Below are 19,236 nucleotides of genomic sequence, written 5' to 3' on the forward strand. Positions count from 1 at the left end.
TATGATAAACAATTCAATTTTTACAAAACAAAGAATTATTAACCTAGGTATAATTATTACTGCCATTTGGTTTACTTGGTTTGCTCAACAGGTATTTGATGAATATACAGTAAGAATTATAAATAATGTTGCTATTTTTATTATTCTTGCAGTTTCTTATAATTTAATAAATGGTGTTACTGGACAATTTTCATTAGAACCAAATGGTTTTGTTGCAATTGGTGCTTATGTTACAGCAATATTATTAGTTGATAGTGAGGGTATGTTATATCAATATGATATTTCTGATCCATACCCATGGGTTCTAGCATTGCAAACTAATTTTCTCTGGGCTTTGATTTTATCAGGTATTATTTCAGCACTTTTAGCGTTATCTTTATCTTTTCCTGTATTTAGAGTAAGAGGTGATTATCTTGCAATTGTTACTCTTGGATTTGGTTTTATTATTAGAATTTTGGCTATTAATTCACCAGAAATTACAAATGGTTCTTTAGGAATAAATGATATTCCTCAATTCTCAAATTTATATTGGACAGGTGGAATCGCTATTTTTGCAGTTTTAGCTATTTTAAATATAATTTATTCAAAATATGGTCGAGCTATGAAAGCAATTCGAGATGATGAAGATGCAGCAAGTGCTATGGGTATTAATACTTTTAAAATAAAAACATTGGCTTTTACTACATCAGCATTTTTTGAAGGTGTTGGTGGTGGACTATTAGCTGCACTATTAACATCAATCAGTCCAGATTTATTTACTTTCTTTTTTACTTTCCAATTATTAATTATCATAGTAATAGGTGGACTTGGAAGTACTACAGGAGCAATAATTGGTACGGTTATGGTTATGGCTGGATTAGAATGGATGAGATTCTTAGATGAACCAATTAATTTTATGGGAATACATACAGATGGATTACCAGGGATGAGAATGGTTGTATTTGCCTTGATTTTAATTGTTGTAATGCTTTTTGCAAGAGAAGGTTTAATGGGAAAAAAAGAGTTAAAAGATTTATTTAAAAAGAAAAAGGCAAACAAATGATTTTAGAAGTTTGCAATGTAACTAAAAACTTTGGTGGAGTAACTGCTATAAAAGATACTTCATTTCAAGTAAAAGCAAAAGAAATATATGGACTTATAGGTCCAAATGGTGCTGGTAAAACTACTATGTTTAATATTATTACTGGAAACTATGAACCAACACATGGAGATATAAAGTTTCATGGTCAAAAAATAAATGGAATAAAACCTTATAAAATAGTTCATAGAGGAATAGCAAGAACTTTTCAAAATATTAGACTTTTTACTTCAATGACAGTTTTAGATAATGTACTTATTGGATTTGATTATCAAGCTTCATATTCATATTTAGAAACAATTTTTAGATTGCCAAGATTTTTTAAAGAAGAAAAAAGAGTAAAACAAAGAGCTTTGGAAATTATGGAAGTGTTAGGAATCGCTGATTATGCAGATGAATTGGCAACATCACTTTCATATGGAAGTCAACGAAAAGTTGAGATTGCAAGAGCATTAGCAGCAAACCCTCAACTGCTTTTATTAGATGAACCAGCAGCAGGAATGAACCCACAAGAAACACATGAATTGGCAAAACTATTTTTTAAAATAAGAGATCAATTTGATATAACTATTTTATTAATAGAACATGATATGAAATTTGTAAATCATTTATGTGATAGGGTTATGGTATTAGATTATGGAAAAACTATATTTGAAGGTAAAATAGAAGATGCCATCAAAGACGAAGAAGTAATTAAGGCTTATTTAGGAGATTTCAAACATGCTTAAAGTGAAAAATTTAGAAGTCTTTTATGGTCTTATAAAAGGTGTAAAAGGAATTGATTTTGAAGTTCAAGAGGGGAAAATCGTCTCTTTAATTGGCTCAAATGGAGCAGGTAAAACTTCAACATTACAATCAATTGTAAATGATGTTAAAAAAACTGGAAGTATTTTTTTTAATGATTTAGACATTTCAAAACTTCCAACACATAAAATAATCCAAAAAGGTATTTCTTTAGTTCCAGAAGGGCGAAGGGTATTTCAAAATCTCACTATTGAAGAAAATATGAGAATGGGATCTTTTAATCAAAGTGAAGCTTTTTATGAAGAACATCAAGAAAAAATGTTCAAGTTATTTCCAAGGTTAATTGACAAGAAGGGACAATTAGGCGGTACTATGAGTGGTGGAGAGCAACAAATGCTAGCAATCGCTAGAGCATTGATGAGCTCTCCAAAACTTCTTATGTTGGATGAACCATCACTAGGTCTTGCTCCAAAGATTATTGGAGAACTTTTTGAGACGATTATTAAATTAAAAGAAGATGGAATTACAATATTATTAATAGAACAAAATGCATATGCAGCCTTAGAAATTTCTGATTATAGTTATGTATTAGAAAATGGGCAAGTTGCATTAGAGGGTATAGGAAATGAGCTTTTAAAATCAAATGATATCAAAGCAAAATATTTAGGTGCTTGAAATATTTTACTGTTTACCATTGATTAATAGTTAAATAGTAAAGTGCATTATATAAAAATCGGGGAAGATAATATATGTTATTAATGAAATTAGAAACTAAAGAAAAGTTTGCTTTTTTGCAGTTAGCTCAACATTTAGCAAGAGTTGATGGTGAGTATGGAAATAGAGAACAAGATGTTATAGATGAATATTGTGTTGAAATGGGAATTGATAAACCAAGATTTTTCAATGAGGCAGATTTTAATTTAGATGAAATACTTTGTTCTTTTAAATCAAAAAAGAGTAAAAAAATTGTTATTTTGGAACTTATGATTTTAGTTCACATTGATGATAAATTTGATAAAAAAGAACATGAATTGACTAAAAAAATAGTCGATTCTTTTCAAATTAATGATAAAGATTTAAAATATTTTTCTTTTTGGGGGAAAGCTGTTTCTTCTTTATATGAACAAGGTAAACTTTTTATCGAAGATTAATAGGAAATTTTTGTATAGATCTGAAATAGGTGACTATTTGGATCTATAAAAAATATCTCTTTTTTAGAAGAGTTTTGTCTTACTTTCTTATTATTTAATTCATTTATATTGTCACCAAATAATAATTTTTCTTTTCTAATATTTGCAATTAATTCATCAAAAGAAATTTCATCTACTTCAAAAACATAATGATTATTTGTATATTCTTGAATCTCTTCTAATTCAAATTTTAATTTTTCGTTTACAGTTACAATAAAATTTTTATTTTCAGCTTTAATAGACTTAAAATTAAAAATTCTTTTATAAAAGTTTTTAGCAATTACAGCATCGATACATGGGACAATAAAATGTACAAGATTGATATTCATAGAATAACCCTTATTTATTTCTTTATTATTATACATCATATGTATAAAATTTATTGTAATAGTTATAAAATTTAGATAAAATCACGCATGGAAATAACTGAAATACTTAATACACAAATAGACAAACTATTAGAAGATTATGAATTATTAAAGTCTAAAAATCAATACCTTACAATAGAACTTGAAAAGTTAAAAAATAAAAATGATGAATTAATTAGAAATAATCAAGATATGCTTTTAAAAATTGATAGTACTTTAACTTTAACAAAGGCAAAGAATGGAGAATAAAAAACTAACCTTTCACATTGATAATATGGCATATAGTATTAATGTAGACCCAAAACTAGAGATGGAACTAACAAAATTTTTATCTCCTGATAGATCACACACAACAAAAGAACTTTTATATGCTTACCTTTGTAAATCCCAAGAACATTTTACTTTTAAAGAAGAAGTAGAAAAGATTTCAAACAAACTTCCAAAACTTTCATGAAAAAAGCTTTTTCCTTATTAGAAATAATAATTGTTGTCTTAATAGTTGGATTATTAGGGACATTTGCTATTAACAAACTTTTTTATTCAATTGGTAAATCAAATATATTTAAAATTAAATCAGAAGTTATACTTATAAATAATGCAATAAATAAGCTATATTCAGATCAAGTTTTATTAGCTAATTCATCCTTTACCTTAGATAGGTTAGATGATGCTTCATCAAATACAAGTGGAGAATCATTGTTTATAGGTTACAATGAATATATTTTGTTAGATATTGTTATTTTGTCAAGTTCTGATAATAATAAAGAGATAGGAAAGTGGATAAAGAGTTCTGAAACAACATATAAAACTTATATTTCAAAAGATAAGCTTATAACTTTTGAGTTTGATAGAGATGAAGGTACTTTCTCTTGTAAAAAAAGTGATGAAACTTGTAAAGAATTTATGCAATGAGTTTTTATTATGAATTGGCACTATTAAAATCTCCTTTAGATCCTTTGACTTATTGTAGTGATGAAAAAATAGAAATTGGAACACTAGTAGAAGTCTCTTTGCAAAGAAGAAAGGTATTGTCTAAAGCAGTAGTTGTAAAAGAGGTTGAAAAACCAACTTTCAAATGTACAACAATTCAAACAATTACAAATCTCTTTTACTCTACTGATATGATAAAAATAGCTACTTTTACTTCTATGTATTATGTTTCTTCACTTGGTGAAGCTTTATCTTTATTTATTCCTTTTGATAAAGATATAATTGAAAATAAAGATGAAAATAGATTTGAGTCAAATATTCTGTTATCAAAAGAACAAGAAGAAGCATATAAATTTTGTTTAGAACACAAACAATCTTTACTTTTTGCAAATACTGGTGCAGGTAAAACAGAAATTTATATTAAAACTATAGAAAAATATTTAAATGAAAATAAACAAGCAATTCTGCTTATGCCTGAGATCTCTTTAACTCCTCAAATGCAAAAAAGACTAGAATTAGTATTTAAAGAAAAAGTTGCTATTTGGCACTCTAAAATTACTAAAAAAAGAAAAGAAGAGATTATCAAAAAGGTTTTATACGGTGAAATAAAACTAGTTGCAGGTGCAAGGTCTGCTTTGTTTTTGCCCTTAAAAAACTTAGGATTAATTATAGTTGATGAAGAGCATGATGAATCATATAAAAGTGATAGTAAACCAAGATATAATACAAAAGATTTGGCTTTGTACATTTCAAAGACTTTAAATATACAAGCTATATTAGGAAGTGCAACACCATCCTTAAATACTTATCATAAAATACCTTTTTACAGATTATCTAAAACATATTTTGATACTAAAAAAAGTATAAATTATGATGATAGTACATCAAATTTAAGTCCTAAGATTGTAAATAAAATAAAAAGTATAATAGAACAAAATCATCAAGTAATTATTTTCCTTCCCACAAGAGCTAATTATAAATATCAAGTTTGTACATCTTGTGGAAGCTCAGTGGAATGTCCTTTTTGTTCTGTATCAATGAGTTTACATAAAAATTCTCTTGCCTTAAAGTGCCATTATTGTGGATATACTCAAAAAATACCTAAATCTTGTCCTTCATGTAAAACAGGTGTTCTTCATAATCTAAGAGTTGGAACTGCTCAAATAGAAGAAGAATTAAATTTTATATTTCCTCAAAAAAAAATAAAAAGATTTGATAGGGATGAAGTAAAAACAGATACACAATTACGAAAAGTATTAGATGAGTTTAATACTAATAAAATCGATATTTTAGTTGGTACTCAAATGCTTTCTAAAGGTCATGATTATCATAATGTAAAACTAGCAGTTGTTCTTGGGATTGATTCTGTTTTAAAAATGAATTCATATAAAGCAAGAGAAAGAGCACTATCTTTATTAATTCAAATTTCTGGAAGAAGTGGAAGAAGAGGTGAGGGTGAAGTTATTATTCAAACCCAAAATAAAGATTTCTTTGATTTTTATTTAGAAAACAAAGATTATAAAGAGTTTTTAGATGAAGAACTTACATTTAGAGAAGATTTATATCCTCCTTTTTATAAATTAGCAAAAATTATTTTTGCTAATACAAATGGATTAAAAGTAAAAGATGAGTTTGACAAATATACAAATATTTTAAAATTAAATGAAAAGATTGAAGTTGTAGGTGCAAATCAATCTCCTATTTTCAAGTTATCAAATAAATATAGATATGAAATTTTACTTCGTTCTAAAAATATAAAAGCTTTAATTGAAGTTCTTCATAGTATAAAATCACCAATGGCAATCATTGATATGGATACAATATATTAGAAAATATATTTAATTTTCTCTTAGTAAAGTTTATAGTATAATCCAAAAAAAAAATAAAATAGGACAGAATAATATGATTTATACGGCAGATGAATTTAAAAAATTAGTTGAAGAAGTTCAATCAAAAGATTGGTATAGAAATCCAATAGGATTTGGAATAGCTAGAGTTGACAGGGGACAATTAAATCCAGAAAAAATCTTACAAGCAACATACCCAGTTGTAAATTGGAATGAGAATTTTGGAAGTGCAGCTGTATTTTTAAATGCATTAAAACAATCAGGAGCAGATGTAGACACAACTAAATCAGAATTAGTATGTAATGTTACAGATGATTTTTTAACTTCTTGTATTGAAGCTTTTAGACCATTTAATCCAGAAGCAAAAGGTGATGCACATAGAAATGTACAAGTTATCTCATCACTTGCTACTTTACCTTTGGATTCAGGTTTAAGTCCTGATGACTTTAAAGTGGTGTTTATATTTGAAGATACAAATCCTGTAAGTATTGAATCTGTTTATTTAAAACTTTATGCACTATCACTTGGAAAAGCAAAATTAAGAAGTCTTAATTTAAATGGTGCCTTTGGTGTATTAGAAAATTGTGCATGGACTGGAAGCCAACCAATTGAATTAGATTGGTTAAGAGCAAATGAAATTTCATTAAAAATAACTAATCAATACCCAGAAATCACTATGGTAGACAAATTTCCAAGATTTTTATCTCATGTTATCCCTGCTGATAATACAAGAATTTTGGAAACTTCAAAAGTTAGATTTGGAGCACAATTAGCAGCTGGAACAACTGTTATGCCAGGAGCTGCTTATATTAACTTCAATGCAGGAACCCAAGGTGCTGTTATGGTTGAGGGAAGAATTTCTTCAAGTGCGGTAGTTGGAGCTGGTTCTGATGTTGGTGGAGGAGCTTCTATTCTTGGAGTTTTATCTGGAACTGATGGTGTTCCTGTTTCTATTGGTGAGAATACTCTTCTTGGAGCAAACTCTTGTACAGGTACAGCAATTGGTGATAGTTGTATTTTAGATGCTGGTGTAACAATTTTACCTGGAACAAAAGTTACATTATCAGAAAAAGCAGTTGCTGCATTAAAAGAGATTAACCCAGATAAAGAAATTACTACAGTTATGAAAGGTAGTGATTTTATTGGAGTTAATGGAGTTCACTTTAGAGTAAATTCTCAAACTGGTCAAACAGTTGCTATGAGAAGTACTAGAGAAGTAAAACTTAATTCAGATTTACATTAATAAAAAAGGGGATGAGTTTTAACTCATCCCCTTTTTTTATAGCTATTAAAATATAATGTTAAAATAATTCTACACTAGTTTTCTGTTCTTTACTAAATCTTACAACCTTATCTCTACCACTACTTTTTGCTTCATATAAAGCAATATCAGCATTTTTTGCCACAGTATCAAATAGATTTGAATCATCTGGATACATTGATAACCCTATACTTACTGTCTTTTTAATTGTAGTACCTGCATAAACATCTATCTCATTTTCTCTTACTTTTGTTCCAATTTTATGTGCTATATTCATGGCATTTTCTTCTGAGTCAACACCAATAAGAAGAACCATAAATTCTTCCCCACCATATCTAACTATAATATCTGAATCTCTTACACTATCTTCTAGAACTCTTGATAAACTTTTTAATACTCTATCTCCAATATCATGTCCATATTCATCGTTAACTGCTTTAAAATGATCCATATCTAGCATTAATAAACCAATTTTTTTCTTGTCTCTTTTTATTTGAGGAAGAAGTTTTTTCAAATGTTCTTCAATAAATTTTCTATTATACAGTTGAGTCAATCCATCTTTAAATGCAGAGTCTTCTAATGCTTGCATTAAAAGTTTTACTTCAACAGCTGGTCTGGCTTCTTTTAAAAATCTATTTATAAATAAACTTTTATTTTTAAGTTCATCAAGTTCTTTTTCTGTGTCCACAACAAAATGTATAATTAAATATAGGTTTTCAACAATATCAATATTTAAACAATAATAAAATTTATCTTTTTTAGTAAAGTATGGGCAACTTTCATGAAAATCTATTGAAATAACATCACTTTTTGTTCTTGCTGCTCTACAAAGATGAGGATTATCTTTTATTGCATCATGACAATAAAATGATTCTCCTTCACTAATTACTTTTTGCATTTTTTGTTTTTTTATATCTATTTCGAAAAAAGTGAAGTTTTTTAAATGAAACTTATTTTTAAAAACTTGAGAAATTCTCTGATAAATCTCTTCTTTTGTACTATCTAGTTCCACTTGCTTTTTGAATTGATATAAATTTGATAAGTTATCGATTATATCTTTTGATTCATTGAGTGGATTTGTATTTAGATTAGTTCTATCTCTATACCCTACAAAGCCTTGAAGTTTTTTATCAATATCAAGGGAAGTATCTTTAAATATGGTAATTAAGTTATTATAATCATTAGTTACCTGTACTACATCAGTTGTTAAACCATTTGGAATATCTATTCTTTTAAATTTACCAACTTTAGCTTGATTGATATTATCTCTTAATTTCATATATAATGAAAGATAAGGATTAAATACTTTTTTAGAAAATAAAAATACAATAATTACCGCTAATAAAATAATAGTTAGTATGACATAGATTGACCTAACTCCAATCTCTTTTAAAGTACTAACATCTAATACTATACTAATAGCACCTAAAGTATCACCTTCTTGAACATTATTATGGCATGCTAAACAGCTAATCTCTGCTTTATAAGGAATTGTAACTCTTACATTAGTATTAATAAAGCCTTCTTTTACAATATATTTTGTTTCACCACTTCTAATAACTTCTTTATCTAAGTTATCTTTTGGATTTTTAAAACTTCTTGTTTCAAATTCTGGATTTTTGATATTATCACTTCTCACAAGCCATAACTCTTTTATATTCCGAATAGCTGACACATTTTTCAAAAATTCATCTACATTAGAATCGTTACTTACATGCAAGGCTAAGCCACTTTTTATCACTTCAGATATTGATTCTGCTGTGCTAACTGAAGATTTAATTGACACTGTTCTTAGATTATAAAGTGAAATTCCTGTAATAAAAATAGCAACTAATATAAGTAGAATTAAAAATTGTACGATAATATTTTTTTTCATATTTGCCTTTCAAAAAATGTATTTTAATATATTTATTATTAATGTTATTGAAATATGTCTGCAGGGTCTATATATTTATTATTTATAATTGCTTCGAAGGTTAAAGTTTCATCAACTCTACCTACTACATAACCTTTTTTTATCCATTTTCCAACTTTTAGTGTCGGAGAAATTTGATCCAAATGTGAATAAATAGTATATAAACCATTTTTATGTTGAATAATTACAAGGTTTTCCAACATACCAGAATTTTGTTTTGAATATACAACTTTCCCATCAAGTACAGAAAAAACTTTTGCATCGGGTTCATTTGTTTTTAATAGAATTGATTCGTTAAATAACTTTATTTTATAAACAGGATCATAATATTTACCAAATTTCTTTAAAACTGAATATGATTTTAAAGGAGCAATTGTTTTACTACCTCTATATTTACCAATTTTAACACCTTTAGTAGAAGAACCTAAAATTCTAACATCTAAATCAATTTCTTCTGCATTGTCTTTTTGTACTGATTCTTGTGTTTTTTGTACATTATTAGATTTGTTTTTTGCAGCTGTTGCTAATCTTTGTTCTTCTTTTTTCTTTTTAAGTGCTAATAATTTATCTCTTTTTCTTTTTTCTTCTTCTTTTTTTATCTCTTTTTCTTTTAAAATATTAAGTGTTGAAAGTAAGTTCGTTAAAGAGTTTTGCTTTTTTATTATTGTTTTCAATTCATTTTGATAAAGTTTGTGTTTTTCTTCAATTGAAGCTAATGATTCAGAGTGTTTATTAAGTAAATAATTTAATATTTTCTTTTTCTTTTCTCTTTTTTCAATATAAACATTTAGTTTTCTAATTTCTCTTTCATTGTCACTTTTATTTTGGGTTATTTGCATATATTGATTATCAATTTTTAACATATTATCTTTTGCTTCTGAAGATAATATTTCGTAAATTTCACTTTGTGTTAATTCTTGTAATGAGTCTTTATTTGCAAGTTTCATAGCAACACCAGAAGAATAATCTTCAATAATAGTATTTATTAATTCCTCTTCGTAATCTTTTTTCTGGTTTTGAAGTATTTTACCTTTGATGCTTAGTTCATCTAAGTTTTTTCTGGAAGCATTTAACATTTCTTTGTGCTCATTAATATCTTTTGTTACAAGATTAATTTCTTTTTCTAATTTTTTTAACTCTTCATTTTGATCTTCAATTTGAGTAGCTAAGGACTGTATTTTTTGTTCAGTTCTATTTTTTACATTTTTATTTTTAGATAATATTGTTTTATTATTTTGTATTTTATCATCAATAGAGCTAGCGTGAATGATAAGAGTGATAAATAAAGTTAAGTATAATAGTCTATGCATTTTTGATTTTATATCTAAAAAGTACTCCAAAAATTGTAACTATTGATATACCAAAAGATAATAAAAATAGCTTTAAAACCTCTAATTCAACAAAAATTTTTGTGTTTAAAATATCATTTAATTCAGCAGGCAAAAGCATGTTTAAATTATATGAAACAAATACGAATAATGATGCTGCAATAATAAAAGATAAAAAAGCACCATAAATAGCATGTTTTATAACAGGTGATGCACTATATAAAATAGAAGCACCATGTAATTGAAAAATCATAATTCTTTGATTATGTGCAAAAAACCAAATAGTAACTTGTTTTGAAAGAATAATTACTACAAATATTAGTATCAATCCAAACAATACGATTATTATATTATTTATCATTAAAAGCAAAAGATAAATCTGATTATGGTTTTTTGAAAATATTTCTATTCTTTTTATATTTTTGTCATTGAGAAGTGAGGCTCGTATTTTCTTTAATTCAGTTGATGTGGGAAAAGAGTTCAAATGTATTTCATAAAAGTGTGGTAATCTTTTGTTTAATAAATCAATTGAACTATTTGATAAAGTACTTTTAACATTGTCTATAATACTTCTATTTGATAAAGTATTTATTTTATCAACTTTTATTCCAGCTATTGTGTCAAAGTTTTCTTTTATCAAGGGAGTATGAGTAATTATTACTATAGAATAGTCACTTGATATCTTTTTTTTATAAGTGTTAACAACATTATTTGTTAAAAGATATATAGAAAATGTTATTAGCATCACTGTTAAAGGAATGACAAAAGTAAGAGTATTTTTAAGAGACTTCATATATTATTCCATCTTCAATTGATAATTGTCTAAATCTTATTCCAAAGTTTTTAGGTACTCTGTGAGTTACTACAACTACAGTGATTCCTAGTTGTTCATTTGCACCTTTTAGTAAGTTCCAGACTACATCAGCTGAATAATCATCAAGGTTACCTGTTGGCTCATCTGCAATTATTATTTTTGGATTATGTGCTAAAGCTCGTGCTACTGCAACTCTTTGTTGTTCTCCACCACTTAGCTCATTTGGATAATAACCTTTTCTATGAGAAAGTTTTACATGGTTTAGTAGTTTATTTGCTTGTTCAGCTGATATTTCATGAGAGTAACCATTTATTTTAAGAGGTAACATTATGTTTTCTTCTATTGTCCACTCTTGAATTAATTTATAATCTTGAAATATAACACCTACATCTTTTCTTAGATCTCTTAGGTTTCTATTTCCTATGTGTGCTAATTCAAAATTATCAATTATAAAACTTCCATGTTTTAATGCAATATCCCCATACATTGCTTTTATTAGAGTTGACTTTCCACTTCCACTAGCTCCTCCTATAAATATAAACTCTTTATGCCCTATGTGAAAAGTTCCTTTTTTTATGACAAATTTATTTTCGTCATAAGCTAAATATATATTTTTAGCAGTAATCATTAGTTAATATCTCTTTCATTTTATTGTGAGCTTTTATATTACTACTTGTTGGAATTGGTTCACCTTGATAGTAAGATATAATTCCATCTCTTATTATTAAATATTTTGATAAGGGTCGGTTAAAAGAACCAAAGGTTATTTGAATAAGTCCAGAGTTTTTTTCATTTTCGATAAGGTAAAAATCTTCAATGTGGTAAAAATAATCATCAAAAATTACAGCTTTTTGTGATATGTTTTCAAAGGTTTTTATTAAGTTATTTATCTTTCCAAAAGAGAAATCTTTATTTGGTTCAATCTCTTCATCAATAGTAAAAGAGTGCAAAGTTACATCATAAATATTTTTATTTTGCTTTTTCCATCTATCTTCATACTTACTAGATATTGGCAAGTCTTTATTTATATCAATTTCAATTTTTCCACTGCTTAGGTTTGTCAATAATTCAACACAAAAATCAAAATATTTTCTACTATCAGTTCTAAGTTCTAATGTTCCTGTAAACTTTAATACTCTTTTTGCTTCATATATGAAATCATTGCTATAAACTCTTCTGTGAGGTTTTTTGTCCCAAGGTACAGGGAAATGAACAAATATTTTACCAACTGAATTTGATTTAATAAACTCCATAAAAAGTCTAGCATCATAATTTACAATTATTATATTTCTGATATTAAGAATTTTTATTTGTTTAAGTACTTGTTCTATAGAAGGAGTATGAATCTCTAAACCTATAAATTGAACATCAGGATTATTTTGTGCTTGATATAATAGGTGTCTTCCTGAACCAAATCCAATCTCTATTTGAATTTCATTGCTTGTTTCAAATTCATTTACAAAATATTCTATATCTTTTAAGTACTCTTTTTGAGGTTCAGCTTTTTGTGAAAAATTACTTGTATTTGAAAACAGTACATTTGCGTTTGTATGTTTTACATAAGTATTTAAAGCATCTTTTACAATTGTAACAGGAGTAACTCTTGTTACTTTATCTGCTTTTACTATTTTATTTTCTTTATTATCTTTTAATGTTAATAAAAAATCTTTTGTCTGATTTGAAACACCTATTTTATACTCTGTTTTTTTAGGTTTTTCACTTACATTATAAGATTTTGCAATAAACTTAAAATCAACACCATCTTTATTTGATGGTGTTACTAATTCACCATTATTATTAAATACTATGTGAGGCATGTTATTTATCTAATAGTTTAGGTAATACTAATAGTGTTTCATCTGTTCTTTCTGAAACAATACCATTTTCATCAACTGCTTCAACAGAATAGTTATATTCAACACCTCTTACGATATCTTTGTCTTCAAATCTTAAGTCTGTAATATTTGTATACTTTTGTTTTCTTACTTTAAAAAAACCATCTTTTATAGTTTTATATACATTGTAAGATACAGCTCTATTATCTCCTGGTTGCCAATTTAATATAGCTTTTTCACCTTGAATTTGTGCAAGAGTTAAAATAGGTTTATTAAGTTTTGTAAGTGTTATTCCCATTACTGGATTTACTTCTTTACTACTTTCTAATCCATCCTTATCAATAGTCGTTATTTTATAAAAGTATCTTTTTCCATCTTCATTTGTAAAATCTTCATAACTAGTTGTATTTGTATTAAGTTGTTTTAATTCACTAAATGAACCATCAGGGGATGTATTTCTATATATTTTATATCTTACAACATCTACAGAAGCTGAAGGTTGCCAGTTTAATGTTATTTTTTTAGGTTGATTATTTGTAGCTGTTAAATTTTGAACACCTGCTGGTAAAGCTTTTGTTTGTGCTTTTACTATTTGACTATCTTCTGATGGTATATCTTGAAATGTATATGCAATTACTTTATATAAATAAACTACATTATCTTTTAAATCAGTATCAATATATTCAGCCTGTAGTCTACCATCTAATGTTTCTAATTTTTCCCAATCAGGGTCTTGAGGCGTTGATCTAAATATCTTATAATATTTAATTGCTTCATTTTCATGTGGTCTCCAGATTATTTTTATTTGTCTTGGAAGATTAGAAATTGCTTGAATAAATGCAATTGCTTCAGGTCTTGGTAAAGTCATAACTTGAAACATTTTTGAAGGTCTTGACTCTATGTCATTAGCTGTACCACTTGAAAAAGTATATGCATATTTTGTGTTTGGCTTTAATTCACTGTCTAAATAATGAGATGAGTATCTATTTTCAATAAATTTTATTAGTTTTAGTTTTGTACTTTCTTCATTTAAATTTGCTCTGTAAAGATTATATCCAGTAACTCTTGAATCATCAACTTTTTGCCATTCAAAGGCAACTGATGTCATTCCTGAAATAGTTCTAATAGAATTTGAATCAATTACTTCTAATGTTTCATCAATTTTAGGCTTATTCCCTTCACCTAAATTTTTAGTGCTACAACCACTAATCAATAAAATTAAAAGTAGAGCTGATGAAATTTTTATCCATTTTGTCATTTATAGTCTCCATATTAAAGTTTTCATTTAAAAATTTATTTATATCGTTTGTTATGTTTGCTTTAAAATCCATTTTTTCATTTGTGATAGGATGGATTAAATATAAGTTAAAAGCATGTAGATAAAACCGATTTATTTTATTTAATTCGCCCTTAAAGCCATATAAATTATCACCTAATATATGTCGATTGATACTATTTAAATGAACTCTAATTTGATGTGTTCTTCCAGTAAAAAGTTTACAACAAATTAGTTCATATTTTTCATCTTTACTAATATCAATTTTTGCAAAGGCAGTTTTTGCATTTTTGCCTTTTTCAACAATTCCCATTTTTAATCTATTATTTGGATTTCTAGCTATTGGTCTATCAATTACAATATTATCTTTTAAGGGCATATCAATTATTGCTAAATAATATCTTCCCATAGTTTTGTCTTCAAGTTGTTTTGATAAAGCCACATGTGCTTCATTTGTTTTTGCAACAACCATAACTCCACTTGTTCCCTTATCTAATCTATGTACAATACCATGTCTTTCTTCTCCACTAATAGTAGAAAGTGATATATCTTTAGTCTTTAGCCAATCTACTAAAGTAGGTTCTTTTACACTTGCAGCTGGATGAACAACTAAATTGTAAGGTTTATTTACAACTAAAATATGTTCATCTTCATATATAATTTCAACATCAAAGTCAACATCAAAGTTAATGCTTTCTTCAACTTCTGGAAGTTCCACTAAAATCTCTTGATTTTCTTTTAATTTATAACCTGTTTTTGTGATGATTTTATCATCAACTTTCACATACTCTTTTTTTATTAGTTGTTCTATTTGATTTCTTGACTCACCAAGCTTTTCAGACAAAAATTTATCTAATCTTGATTCTTCAAAAACAATAAAGTTTTTATACATATTTTGATACTCTTTCATTATGAGATTTATTGACAAAAGAATTATTTCGCAATTTGATTATCCCTTGATTGCTTTTATTATACCATTAATAGCATTATCTTACCAATTAGTTAGTGAAATAAATGAAAATTTAGCCCAAAGACAGCTTGGATATTATGCACTTTCTATATTTTTATTCTTAGGTGTTTTTATTTTACCCTTAAGAAGAAACTTAAGAATTATTCCATTTCTTTATTGGCTTGGAGTTGGTCTATTATTATGTGTTAATTTATTTGGTATATCAAAACTTGGTGCTCAAAGATGGATAGAAATACCTTTTATTGATATGACAATCCAACCCTCAGAATTAATAAAACCTATATTTTTATTAATGATTGGATATTTAGTTAAAAATAGACCACCACCAATAGGGGGATATAATTTAAAAGACTTTTTGTACTTTTCAATATATATTTTAATTCCCTTTGTTTCAATAGCAAAAGAGCCAGATTTAGGTACTGCTTTGATACTTTTATTAGTAGGATATGGAGTATTATTTATTATTGGAGTTAATTGGCGAATATGGGCAACAATAATAGTAGTTTTAGGTATTGCATCTCCTTTTATTTATAATAACATGATAAAAGATTATCAAAAGCAAAGAATTAAAGACTTTATATCAGAAGAACCTAGTTACCATGTCCAACAATCAATAATAGCAATTGGTTCAGGGGGGCTTACTGGTAAATCATCTGAAGATGCAACTCAGGCACAATTAAAATTTTTACCAATTGCAACAAGTGATTTTATATTTGCATATTTAGTTGAAAGACATGGATACATAGGAGCAATATTTCTTATATTGATTTATATCTTACTTGTATTGCATCTGTTATCCATGAATTACTACTTTTCAGATGATTATGTAATTCGCTGTTTTGCCTCCGGAATAGCTTTATTAGTATTTTTAGATATGAGTGTAAATATTTTTATGGTTATTGGTTTTGCACCCGTTGTAGGACTGCCATTACCTTTGGTTTCATATGGTGGTAGTTCTTTTATTAATTTTATTGTAATATTCGCAATTTTAGAAAACCTATTAGCATTTAGGTTTATGGATTTATATAATTTTGAAAGGAAACTTTAATGGAAGCACAAAACAGTAGTTTTATTGGCTTTGAAAATGATTACGAAGAATCAAAAGCAGTTTTATTTGGAGCACCATTTGATGGAACTACTTCATTTAAACCAGGAGCTAGATTCGCACCCCCTGCGATGAGACAAGATTCTTGGGCAATAGAGAGTTATAGCCCATATTTTGACAGTGATTTAGAAGATTTAAAATTATTTGATTATGGAGATTTAGAATTACCCTTTGGAGATAAAAAAAATGCCTTAAGAATGATTCAAGAACATGTTCAAGAAATCATTGATGCAAATAAAATCCCAATTATGATTGGTGGGGAACATTTAGTTTCACTGGCTCCTGTAAAAGCTTTAAGTAAAAAGTATGATGATTTAAATATTATACACTTTGATGCACACACAGATTTAAGAGAAGATTATCTTGGAGAAGCTTTAAGTCATGCAACAGTTATTAGAAGAATTTATGATCAAGTAGGTGATGGAAAAGTAAATCAATTCTGTATTCGTTCTGGATTAAAAGAGGAATTTGAATGGGCAAAAAAACACACTCATTTAGAAAAATTCACCTTTAATACTTTACCATCTTGTGTGAAAAGATTAAAAGACAAACCTGTCTATATTACTATTGATTTAGATGTTTTAGACCCTTCTGTGATGCCAGGAACAGGAACTCCAGAACCAGGTGGAATAGATTTTCATGATATGATGAATATAATAAAAGAGTTAAGTAAACTAAATAATGTAGTTGGGATGGATATTGTAGAATTAAGTCCTAAATACGATGCAAGTGGAATATCTACAGCAGTTGCATGTAAAACTTTGAGAGAACTTGTTTTAGCAACTGTAAAATAAAAGATAGAAAATTCTATCTTTTATTTATAAGTTTTCTTAATGCATATACAAAACTTTCAGGACTATCTTCTTGACTATAATGATTTACATTTGTTAATAGCTGAACATTTCCTTGTGGATAAATAGATCTCCACTTTGCAACATTTTGAGATGTACCAAACCAAGGATCTTTCTCTCCAAAAATAAACTCTACAGGCTTATCTTTCAGTAAAGGTAATTTTGATTCTAAGTTATTTAACCAAGGTGTTGCATTTGTAATTTCTTGGGGAAAAACTAAAGTTGGGATTCTACTTTTGAGAGTAGGGAAGGGCATTTTATATGCATCTGTAATTTTTTTATTATTTTTGGATGTTTCATTTAGAATACTTGGCATTAATGAAGCTGAAAAATGGTTTTTTTCTAAAACTAATTTTTTCATTTTTTCTGTTTTCATAAGTTCAGAGAATTCTTTTAATTTTCCACTAGCTTCCCATGCCCAAGTATTTGAGATTACTAACCCTAATATTTTTTCTGGATTATCAGTTGCTATGGTAAGCCCAATAGGTCCACCCCAGTCTTGCACAACCAGAATATATTTATCAAGTTTTAAATGATTATTTATTAAAGCTTTAACCCATTTCGTATGTTCTTGAGGTGTAAAATTAAAGTTTTTTGGAGTATCTGAAAAACCAAAACCTGGTAAGTCAAAAGCAATAACTCTTGCTTCCTTTGACAAGGCTTTTATAATTTTTCTATTTATAAATGACCAATCAGGGTTTCCATGGGTTAAAACAATTGGAATCCCTTCCCCTTCATCAATATAATGCATTGAAGTTCCATCTTTTTCAAACCAATTACTTTTAAAAGGGTATTCTTCCTTATCTACAATAAAAGGTCTTTGTTTTTTATTTTTTGTATCTTTATTAAAAATAATTGGGTCAGCTTTTTGTTTATATATGTCAGTTTGCCCATAACTATTACTTGGTAAAGTTAATATTGAAATACTTGCCACTAGAAGTGATGAAAAAAGTTTTTTCTTCATATTTTGTCCTTTTTTTTAATTAAAATATAATACCAGCTAGTATTTTAATATTTACTTAAATTTAATACCGATTAGTATCTTAATTAAAAGTTATAAGGAAGTTTTTATTTAAAATTCGAAAAAGCAAGAGTTAGCATATCTTTTACCATTAGAACATCCATTCCATTATATACTCTTGTCATGGCTATACTTACTTGTGCATCAATATAATTAACAGCAAGTTCTGTGGAGATATTTTTAGAAAATTCATTTTTATTTTTTGATTTCTCTATCCATTTTGTAAAAGAGTTTATGTATTCATTTTGCATAAGTTCAATTTGTTTTTTACTATCTTTTCCTAATGGATAGTTTAAATCCCTTGATCTTAAAAAAAGGCAACCATTTAGATTTTGACTTTTAGTTGTTAATATTAAAATAAACTCATCTAGAATTTTTCTAAAAGGTTTATTTTGTAAAAAAATTTTGTGGATCTCTCTTATTACTTGATTATGATAATGTTTTAGTACAGCAGTAATTAACCCATCATCGCTTCCAAATTCACGATAAATTCCCGGTTTAGAAACTTTTGCTCTTTTGCAAATCTCATTTAAAGAAATATTTTCTATTCCTTCTTCCCAGTAAGCATTCATTCCTATATTTAAAATATTGTCTTTATTAAGTGTTTTGGGACGACCTCTTGTCCTCTTTTTTTCTTCTATACTCATTTTTATACCTTCAAGTATAATTATATTTTTTTGCAGGTTAAGGTGAGTTTAAAGTA

At 27.1% G+C, this 19,236-nt stretch carries 21 protein-coding genes; 11 read left to right on the forward strand and 10 right to left on the reverse strand.

The genetic code is table 11. The annotated features are described in order from the left end of the window. Position 1: 1 nt before the first annotated feature. The 4 genes from ACNI3D_RS07220 (at position 2) to ACNI3D_RS07235 (ending at position 2,973) form a co-directional block, all read left to right on the forward strand. Positions 2–1,042, forward strand: a complete 1,041-nt coding sequence (locus tag ACNI3D_RS07220; RefSeq protein ID WP_419768799.1) for a branched-chain amino acid ABC transporter permease — start codon at positions 2–4, stop codon at positions 1,040–1,042. Continuing rightward, complete coding sequence (locus ACNI3D_RS07225) at positions 1,039–1,806, forward strand: ABC transporter ATP-binding protein (protein ID WP_129099870.1); 768 nt, start codon at positions 1,039–1,041, stop codon at positions 1,804–1,806. The genes ACNI3D_RS07220 and ACNI3D_RS07225 overlap by 4 nt, the downstream gene beginning before the upstream one ends. Continuing rightward, a complete protein-coding gene (locus ACNI3D_RS07230) occupies positions 1,799–2,497 on the forward strand; it encodes an ABC transporter ATP-binding protein (protein ID WP_129099871.1) in 699 nt (232 codons plus the stop codon). Before ACNI3D_RS07225 ends, ACNI3D_RS07230 begins: the two co-directional genes overlap by 8 nt. A 74-nt stretch (positions 2,498–2,571) precedes the next feature. Beyond that, positions 2,572–2,973 carry a TerB family tellurite resistance protein gene (locus ACNI3D_RS07235; RefSeq protein ID WP_129099872.1) on the forward strand — a complete coding sequence of 134 codons (402 nt, stop codon included), beginning with the start codon at positions 2,572–2,574 and terminating at the stop codon, positions 2,971–2,973. Here the strand turns inward: ACNI3D_RS07235 and ACNI3D_RS07240 are convergent. After that, complete coding sequence (locus tag ACNI3D_RS07240) at positions 2,970–3,341, reverse strand: VOC family protein (RefSeq protein WP_419768800.1); 372 nt, start codon at positions 3,339–3,341, stop codon at positions 2,970–2,972. The genes ACNI3D_RS07235 and ACNI3D_RS07240 overlap by 4 nt on opposite strands. 87 nt (positions 3,342–3,428) lie before the next feature. Here ACNI3D_RS07240 and ACNI3D_RS07245 point away from each other — a divergent pair, with 87 nt between their 5' ends. The 5 genes from ACNI3D_RS07245 (at position 3,429) to ACNI3D_RS07265 (ending at position 7,400) form a co-directional block, all read left to right on the forward strand. Then, positions 3,429–3,629 carry a hypothetical protein gene (locus ACNI3D_RS07245; RefSeq protein ID WP_129099874.1) on the forward strand — a complete coding sequence of 67 codons (201 nt, stop codon included), beginning with the start codon at positions 3,429–3,431 and terminating at the stop codon, positions 3,627–3,629. Next, positions 3,619–3,834: a hypothetical protein gene (locus tag ACNI3D_RS07250; protein ID WP_419768801.1), complete on the forward strand. Its 216-nt coding sequence runs from the start codon at positions 3,619–3,621 to the stop codon at positions 3,832–3,834. The genes ACNI3D_RS07245 and ACNI3D_RS07250 overlap by 11 nt, the downstream gene beginning before the upstream one ends. Beyond that, positions 3,831–4,292, forward strand: a complete 462-nt coding sequence (locus tag ACNI3D_RS07255; RefSeq protein WP_419768802.1) for a type II secretion system protein — start codon at positions 3,831–3,833, stop codon at positions 4,290–4,292. The genes ACNI3D_RS07250 and ACNI3D_RS07255 overlap by 4 nt, the downstream gene beginning before the upstream one ends. Further along, a complete protein-coding gene (locus ACNI3D_RS07260) occupies positions 4,289–6,139 on the forward strand; it encodes a primosomal protein N' (protein ID WP_419768803.1) in 1,851 nt (616 codons plus the stop codon). Before ACNI3D_RS07255 ends, ACNI3D_RS07260 begins: the two co-directional genes overlap by 4 nt. A gap of 73 nt (positions 6,140–6,212) precedes the next feature. Next, positions 6,213–7,400, forward strand: a complete 1,188-nt coding sequence (locus ACNI3D_RS07265; protein ID WP_419768804.1) for a tetrahydrodipicolinate N-succinyltransferase N-terminal domain-containing protein — start codon at positions 6,213–6,215, stop codon at positions 7,398–7,400. Positions 7,401–7,458: 58 nt separating this feature from the next. Here the strand turns inward: ACNI3D_RS07265 and ACNI3D_RS07270 are convergent, their stop codons facing one another. From ACNI3D_RS07270 to ACNI3D_RS07300, 7 genes are read right to left on the reverse strand one after another with little or no spacing between them, the layout of a single operon-like run. Further along, positions 7,459–9,294, reverse strand: a complete 1,836-nt coding sequence (locus ACNI3D_RS07270; RefSeq protein ID WP_129099878.1) for a GGDEF domain-containing protein — start codon at positions 9,292–9,294, stop codon at positions 7,459–7,461. 44 nt (positions 9,295–9,338) lie between these two features. After that, positions 9,339–10,643, reverse strand: coding sequence for a murein hydrolase activator EnvC family protein (locus ACNI3D_RS07275; RefSeq protein WP_419768805.1), 1,305 nt, complete (start codon positions 10,641–10,643; stop codon positions 9,339–9,341). Further along, entirely contained in the window at positions 10,636–11,454 is an 819-nt protein-coding gene (locus ACNI3D_RS07280) for a cell division protein FtsX (RefSeq protein WP_129099880.1), read from the reverse strand. Before ACNI3D_RS07280 ends, ACNI3D_RS07275 begins: the two co-directional genes overlap by 8 nt. Next, positions 11,441–12,103 carry a cell division ATP-binding protein FtsE gene (locus ACNI3D_RS07285; RefSeq protein ID WP_013135204.1) on the reverse strand — a complete coding sequence of 221 codons (663 nt, stop codon included), beginning with the start codon at positions 12,101–12,103 and terminating at the stop codon, positions 11,441–11,443. Before ACNI3D_RS07285 ends, ACNI3D_RS07280 begins: the two co-directional genes overlap by 14 nt. Next, positions 12,090–13,292, reverse strand: a complete 1,203-nt coding sequence (gene trmB / locus ACNI3D_RS07290; protein WP_419768806.1) for a tRNA (guanosine(46)-N7)-methyltransferase TrmB — start codon at positions 13,290–13,292, stop codon at positions 12,090–12,092. The genes ACNI3D_RS07285 and trmB overlap by 14 nt, the downstream gene beginning before the upstream one ends. A gap of 1 nt (position 13,293) precedes the next feature. Next, the gene (locus ACNI3D_RS07295; RefSeq protein WP_419768807.1) at positions 13,294–14,568 is read right to left on the reverse strand and encodes a fibronectin type III domain-containing protein; all 1,275 of its coding nucleotides are present in this window, start codon (positions 14,566–14,568) and stop codon (positions 13,294–13,296) included. Next, positions 14,516–15,478, reverse strand: coding sequence for an RluA family pseudouridine synthase (locus ACNI3D_RS07300; protein WP_419768808.1), 963 nt, complete (start codon positions 15,476–15,478; stop codon positions 14,516–14,518). Before ACNI3D_RS07300 ends, ACNI3D_RS07295 begins: the two co-directional genes overlap by 53 nt. 19 nt (positions 15,479–15,497) lie before the next feature. On the opposite strand from ACNI3D_RS07300, the gene ACNI3D_RS07305 reads away from it, so the two are divergent. Both ACNI3D_RS07305 and speB read left to right on the forward strand, forming a co-directional pair. Further along, on the forward strand, positions 15,498–16,604 hold the full coding sequence (locus tag ACNI3D_RS07305) for an FtsW/RodA/SpoVE family cell cycle protein (RefSeq protein ID WP_129099884.1): 1,107 nt from the start codon (positions 15,498–15,500) through the stop codon (positions 16,602–16,604). Next, positions 16,604–17,455 carry an agmatinase gene (gene speB, locus ACNI3D_RS07310; protein ID WP_419768809.1) on the forward strand — a complete coding sequence of 284 codons (852 nt, stop codon included), beginning with the start codon at positions 16,604–16,606 and terminating at the stop codon, positions 17,453–17,455. The genes ACNI3D_RS07305 and speB overlap by 1 nt, the downstream gene beginning before the upstream one ends. Before the next feature lie 13 nt (positions 17,456–17,468). On the opposite strand, the gene ACNI3D_RS07315 is transcribed toward speB, so the two are convergent. Together ACNI3D_RS07315 and ACNI3D_RS07320 are read right to left on the reverse strand one after the other, a co-directional pair. Further along, positions 17,469–18,476 (reverse strand): alpha/beta fold hydrolase, encoded by a 1,008-nt coding sequence (locus tag ACNI3D_RS07315; RefSeq protein ID WP_129099886.1) that lies wholly within the window; start codon positions 18,474–18,476, stop codon positions 17,469–17,471. Positions 18,477–18,580: 104 nt separating this feature from the next. Beyond that, positions 18,581–19,180 (reverse strand): TetR/AcrR family transcriptional regulator, encoded by a 600-nt coding sequence (locus ACNI3D_RS07320; protein ID WP_419768810.1) that lies wholly within the window; start codon positions 19,178–19,180, stop codon positions 18,581–18,583. Positions 19,181–19,236: the final 56 nt, after the last annotated feature.

It is taken from the genome of Arcobacter siniprincipis (SeqCode) (assembly GCF_048571125.1).
In the GTDB taxonomy this organism is placed as follows: Bacteria; Campylobacterota; Campylobacteria; order Campylobacterales; family Arcobacteraceae; genus Arcobacter; species Arcobacter siniprincipis.

Coding starts and splice junctions, on each gene's coding strand:
- ACNI3D_RS07220 (WP_419768799.1), top strand. CDS start 2: ATGATAAACAATTCAATTTTTACAAAACAAAGAATTATTAACCTAGGT.
- ACNI3D_RS07225 (WP_129099870.1), top strand. CDS start 1,039: ATGATTTTAGAAGTTTGCAATGTAACTAAAAACTTTGGTGGAGTAACT.
- ACNI3D_RS07230 (WP_129099871.1), top strand. CDS start 1,799: ATGCTTAAAGTGAAAAATTTAGAAGTCTTTTATGGTCTTATAAAAGGT.
- ACNI3D_RS07235 (WP_129099872.1), top strand. CDS start 2,572: ATGTTATTAATGAAATTAGAAACTAAAGAAAAGTTTGCTTTTTTGCAG.
- ACNI3D_RS07240 (WP_419768800.1), bottom strand. CDS start 3,341: ATGAATATCAATCTTGTACATTTTATTGTCCCATGTATCGATGCTGTA.
- ACNI3D_RS07245 (WP_129099874.1), top strand. CDS start 3,429: ATGGAAATAACTGAAATACTTAATACACAAATAGACAAACTATTAGAA.
- ACNI3D_RS07250 (WP_419768801.1), top strand. CDS start 3,619: ATGGAGAATAAAAAACTAACCTTTCACATTGATAATATGGCATATAGT.
- ACNI3D_RS07255 (WP_419768802.1), top strand. CDS start 3,831: ATGAAAAAAGCTTTTTCCTTATTAGAAATAATAATTGTTGTCTTAATA.
- ACNI3D_RS07260 (WP_419768803.1), top strand. CDS start 4,289: ATGAGTTTTTATTATGAATTGGCACTATTAAAATCTCCTTTAGATCCT.
- ACNI3D_RS07265 (WP_419768804.1), top strand. CDS start 6,213: ATGATTTATACGGCAGATGAATTTAAAAAATTAGTTGAAGAAGTTCAA.
- ACNI3D_RS07270 (WP_129099878.1), bottom strand. CDS start 9,294: ATGAAAAAAAATATTATCGTACAATTTTTAATTCTACTTATATTAGTT.
- ACNI3D_RS07275 (WP_419768805.1), bottom strand. CDS start 10,643: ATGCATAGACTATTATACTTAACTTTATTTATCACTCTTATCATTCAC.
- ACNI3D_RS07280 (WP_129099880.1), bottom strand. CDS start 11,454: ATGAAGTCTCTTAAAAATACTCTTACTTTTGTCATTCCTTTAACAGTG.
- ACNI3D_RS07285 (WP_013135204.1), bottom strand. CDS start 12,103: ATGATTACTGCTAAAAATATATATTTAGCTTATGACGAAAATAAATTT.
- trmB (WP_419768806.1), bottom strand. CDS start 13,292: ATGCCTCACATAGTATTTAATAATAATGGTGAATTAGTAACACCATCA.
- ACNI3D_RS07295 (WP_419768807.1), bottom strand. CDS start 14,568: ATGACAAAATGGATAAAAATTTCATCAGCTCTACTTTTAATTTTATTG.
- ACNI3D_RS07300 (WP_419768808.1), bottom strand. CDS start 15,478: ATGTATAAAAACTTTATTGTTTTTGAAGAATCAAGATTAGATAAATTT.
- ACNI3D_RS07305 (WP_129099884.1), top strand. CDS start 15,498: ATGAGATTTATTGACAAAAGAATTATTTCGCAATTTGATTATCCCTTG.
- speB (WP_419768809.1), top strand. CDS start 16,604: ATGGAAGCACAAAACAGTAGTTTTATTGGCTTTGAAAATGATTACGAA.
- ACNI3D_RS07315 (WP_129099886.1), bottom strand. CDS start 18,476: ATGAAGAAAAAACTTTTTTCATCACTTCTAGTGGCAAGTATTTCAATA.
- ACNI3D_RS07320 (WP_419768810.1), bottom strand. CDS start 19,180: ATGAGTATAGAAGAAAAAAAGAGGACAAGAGGTCGTCCCAAAACACTT.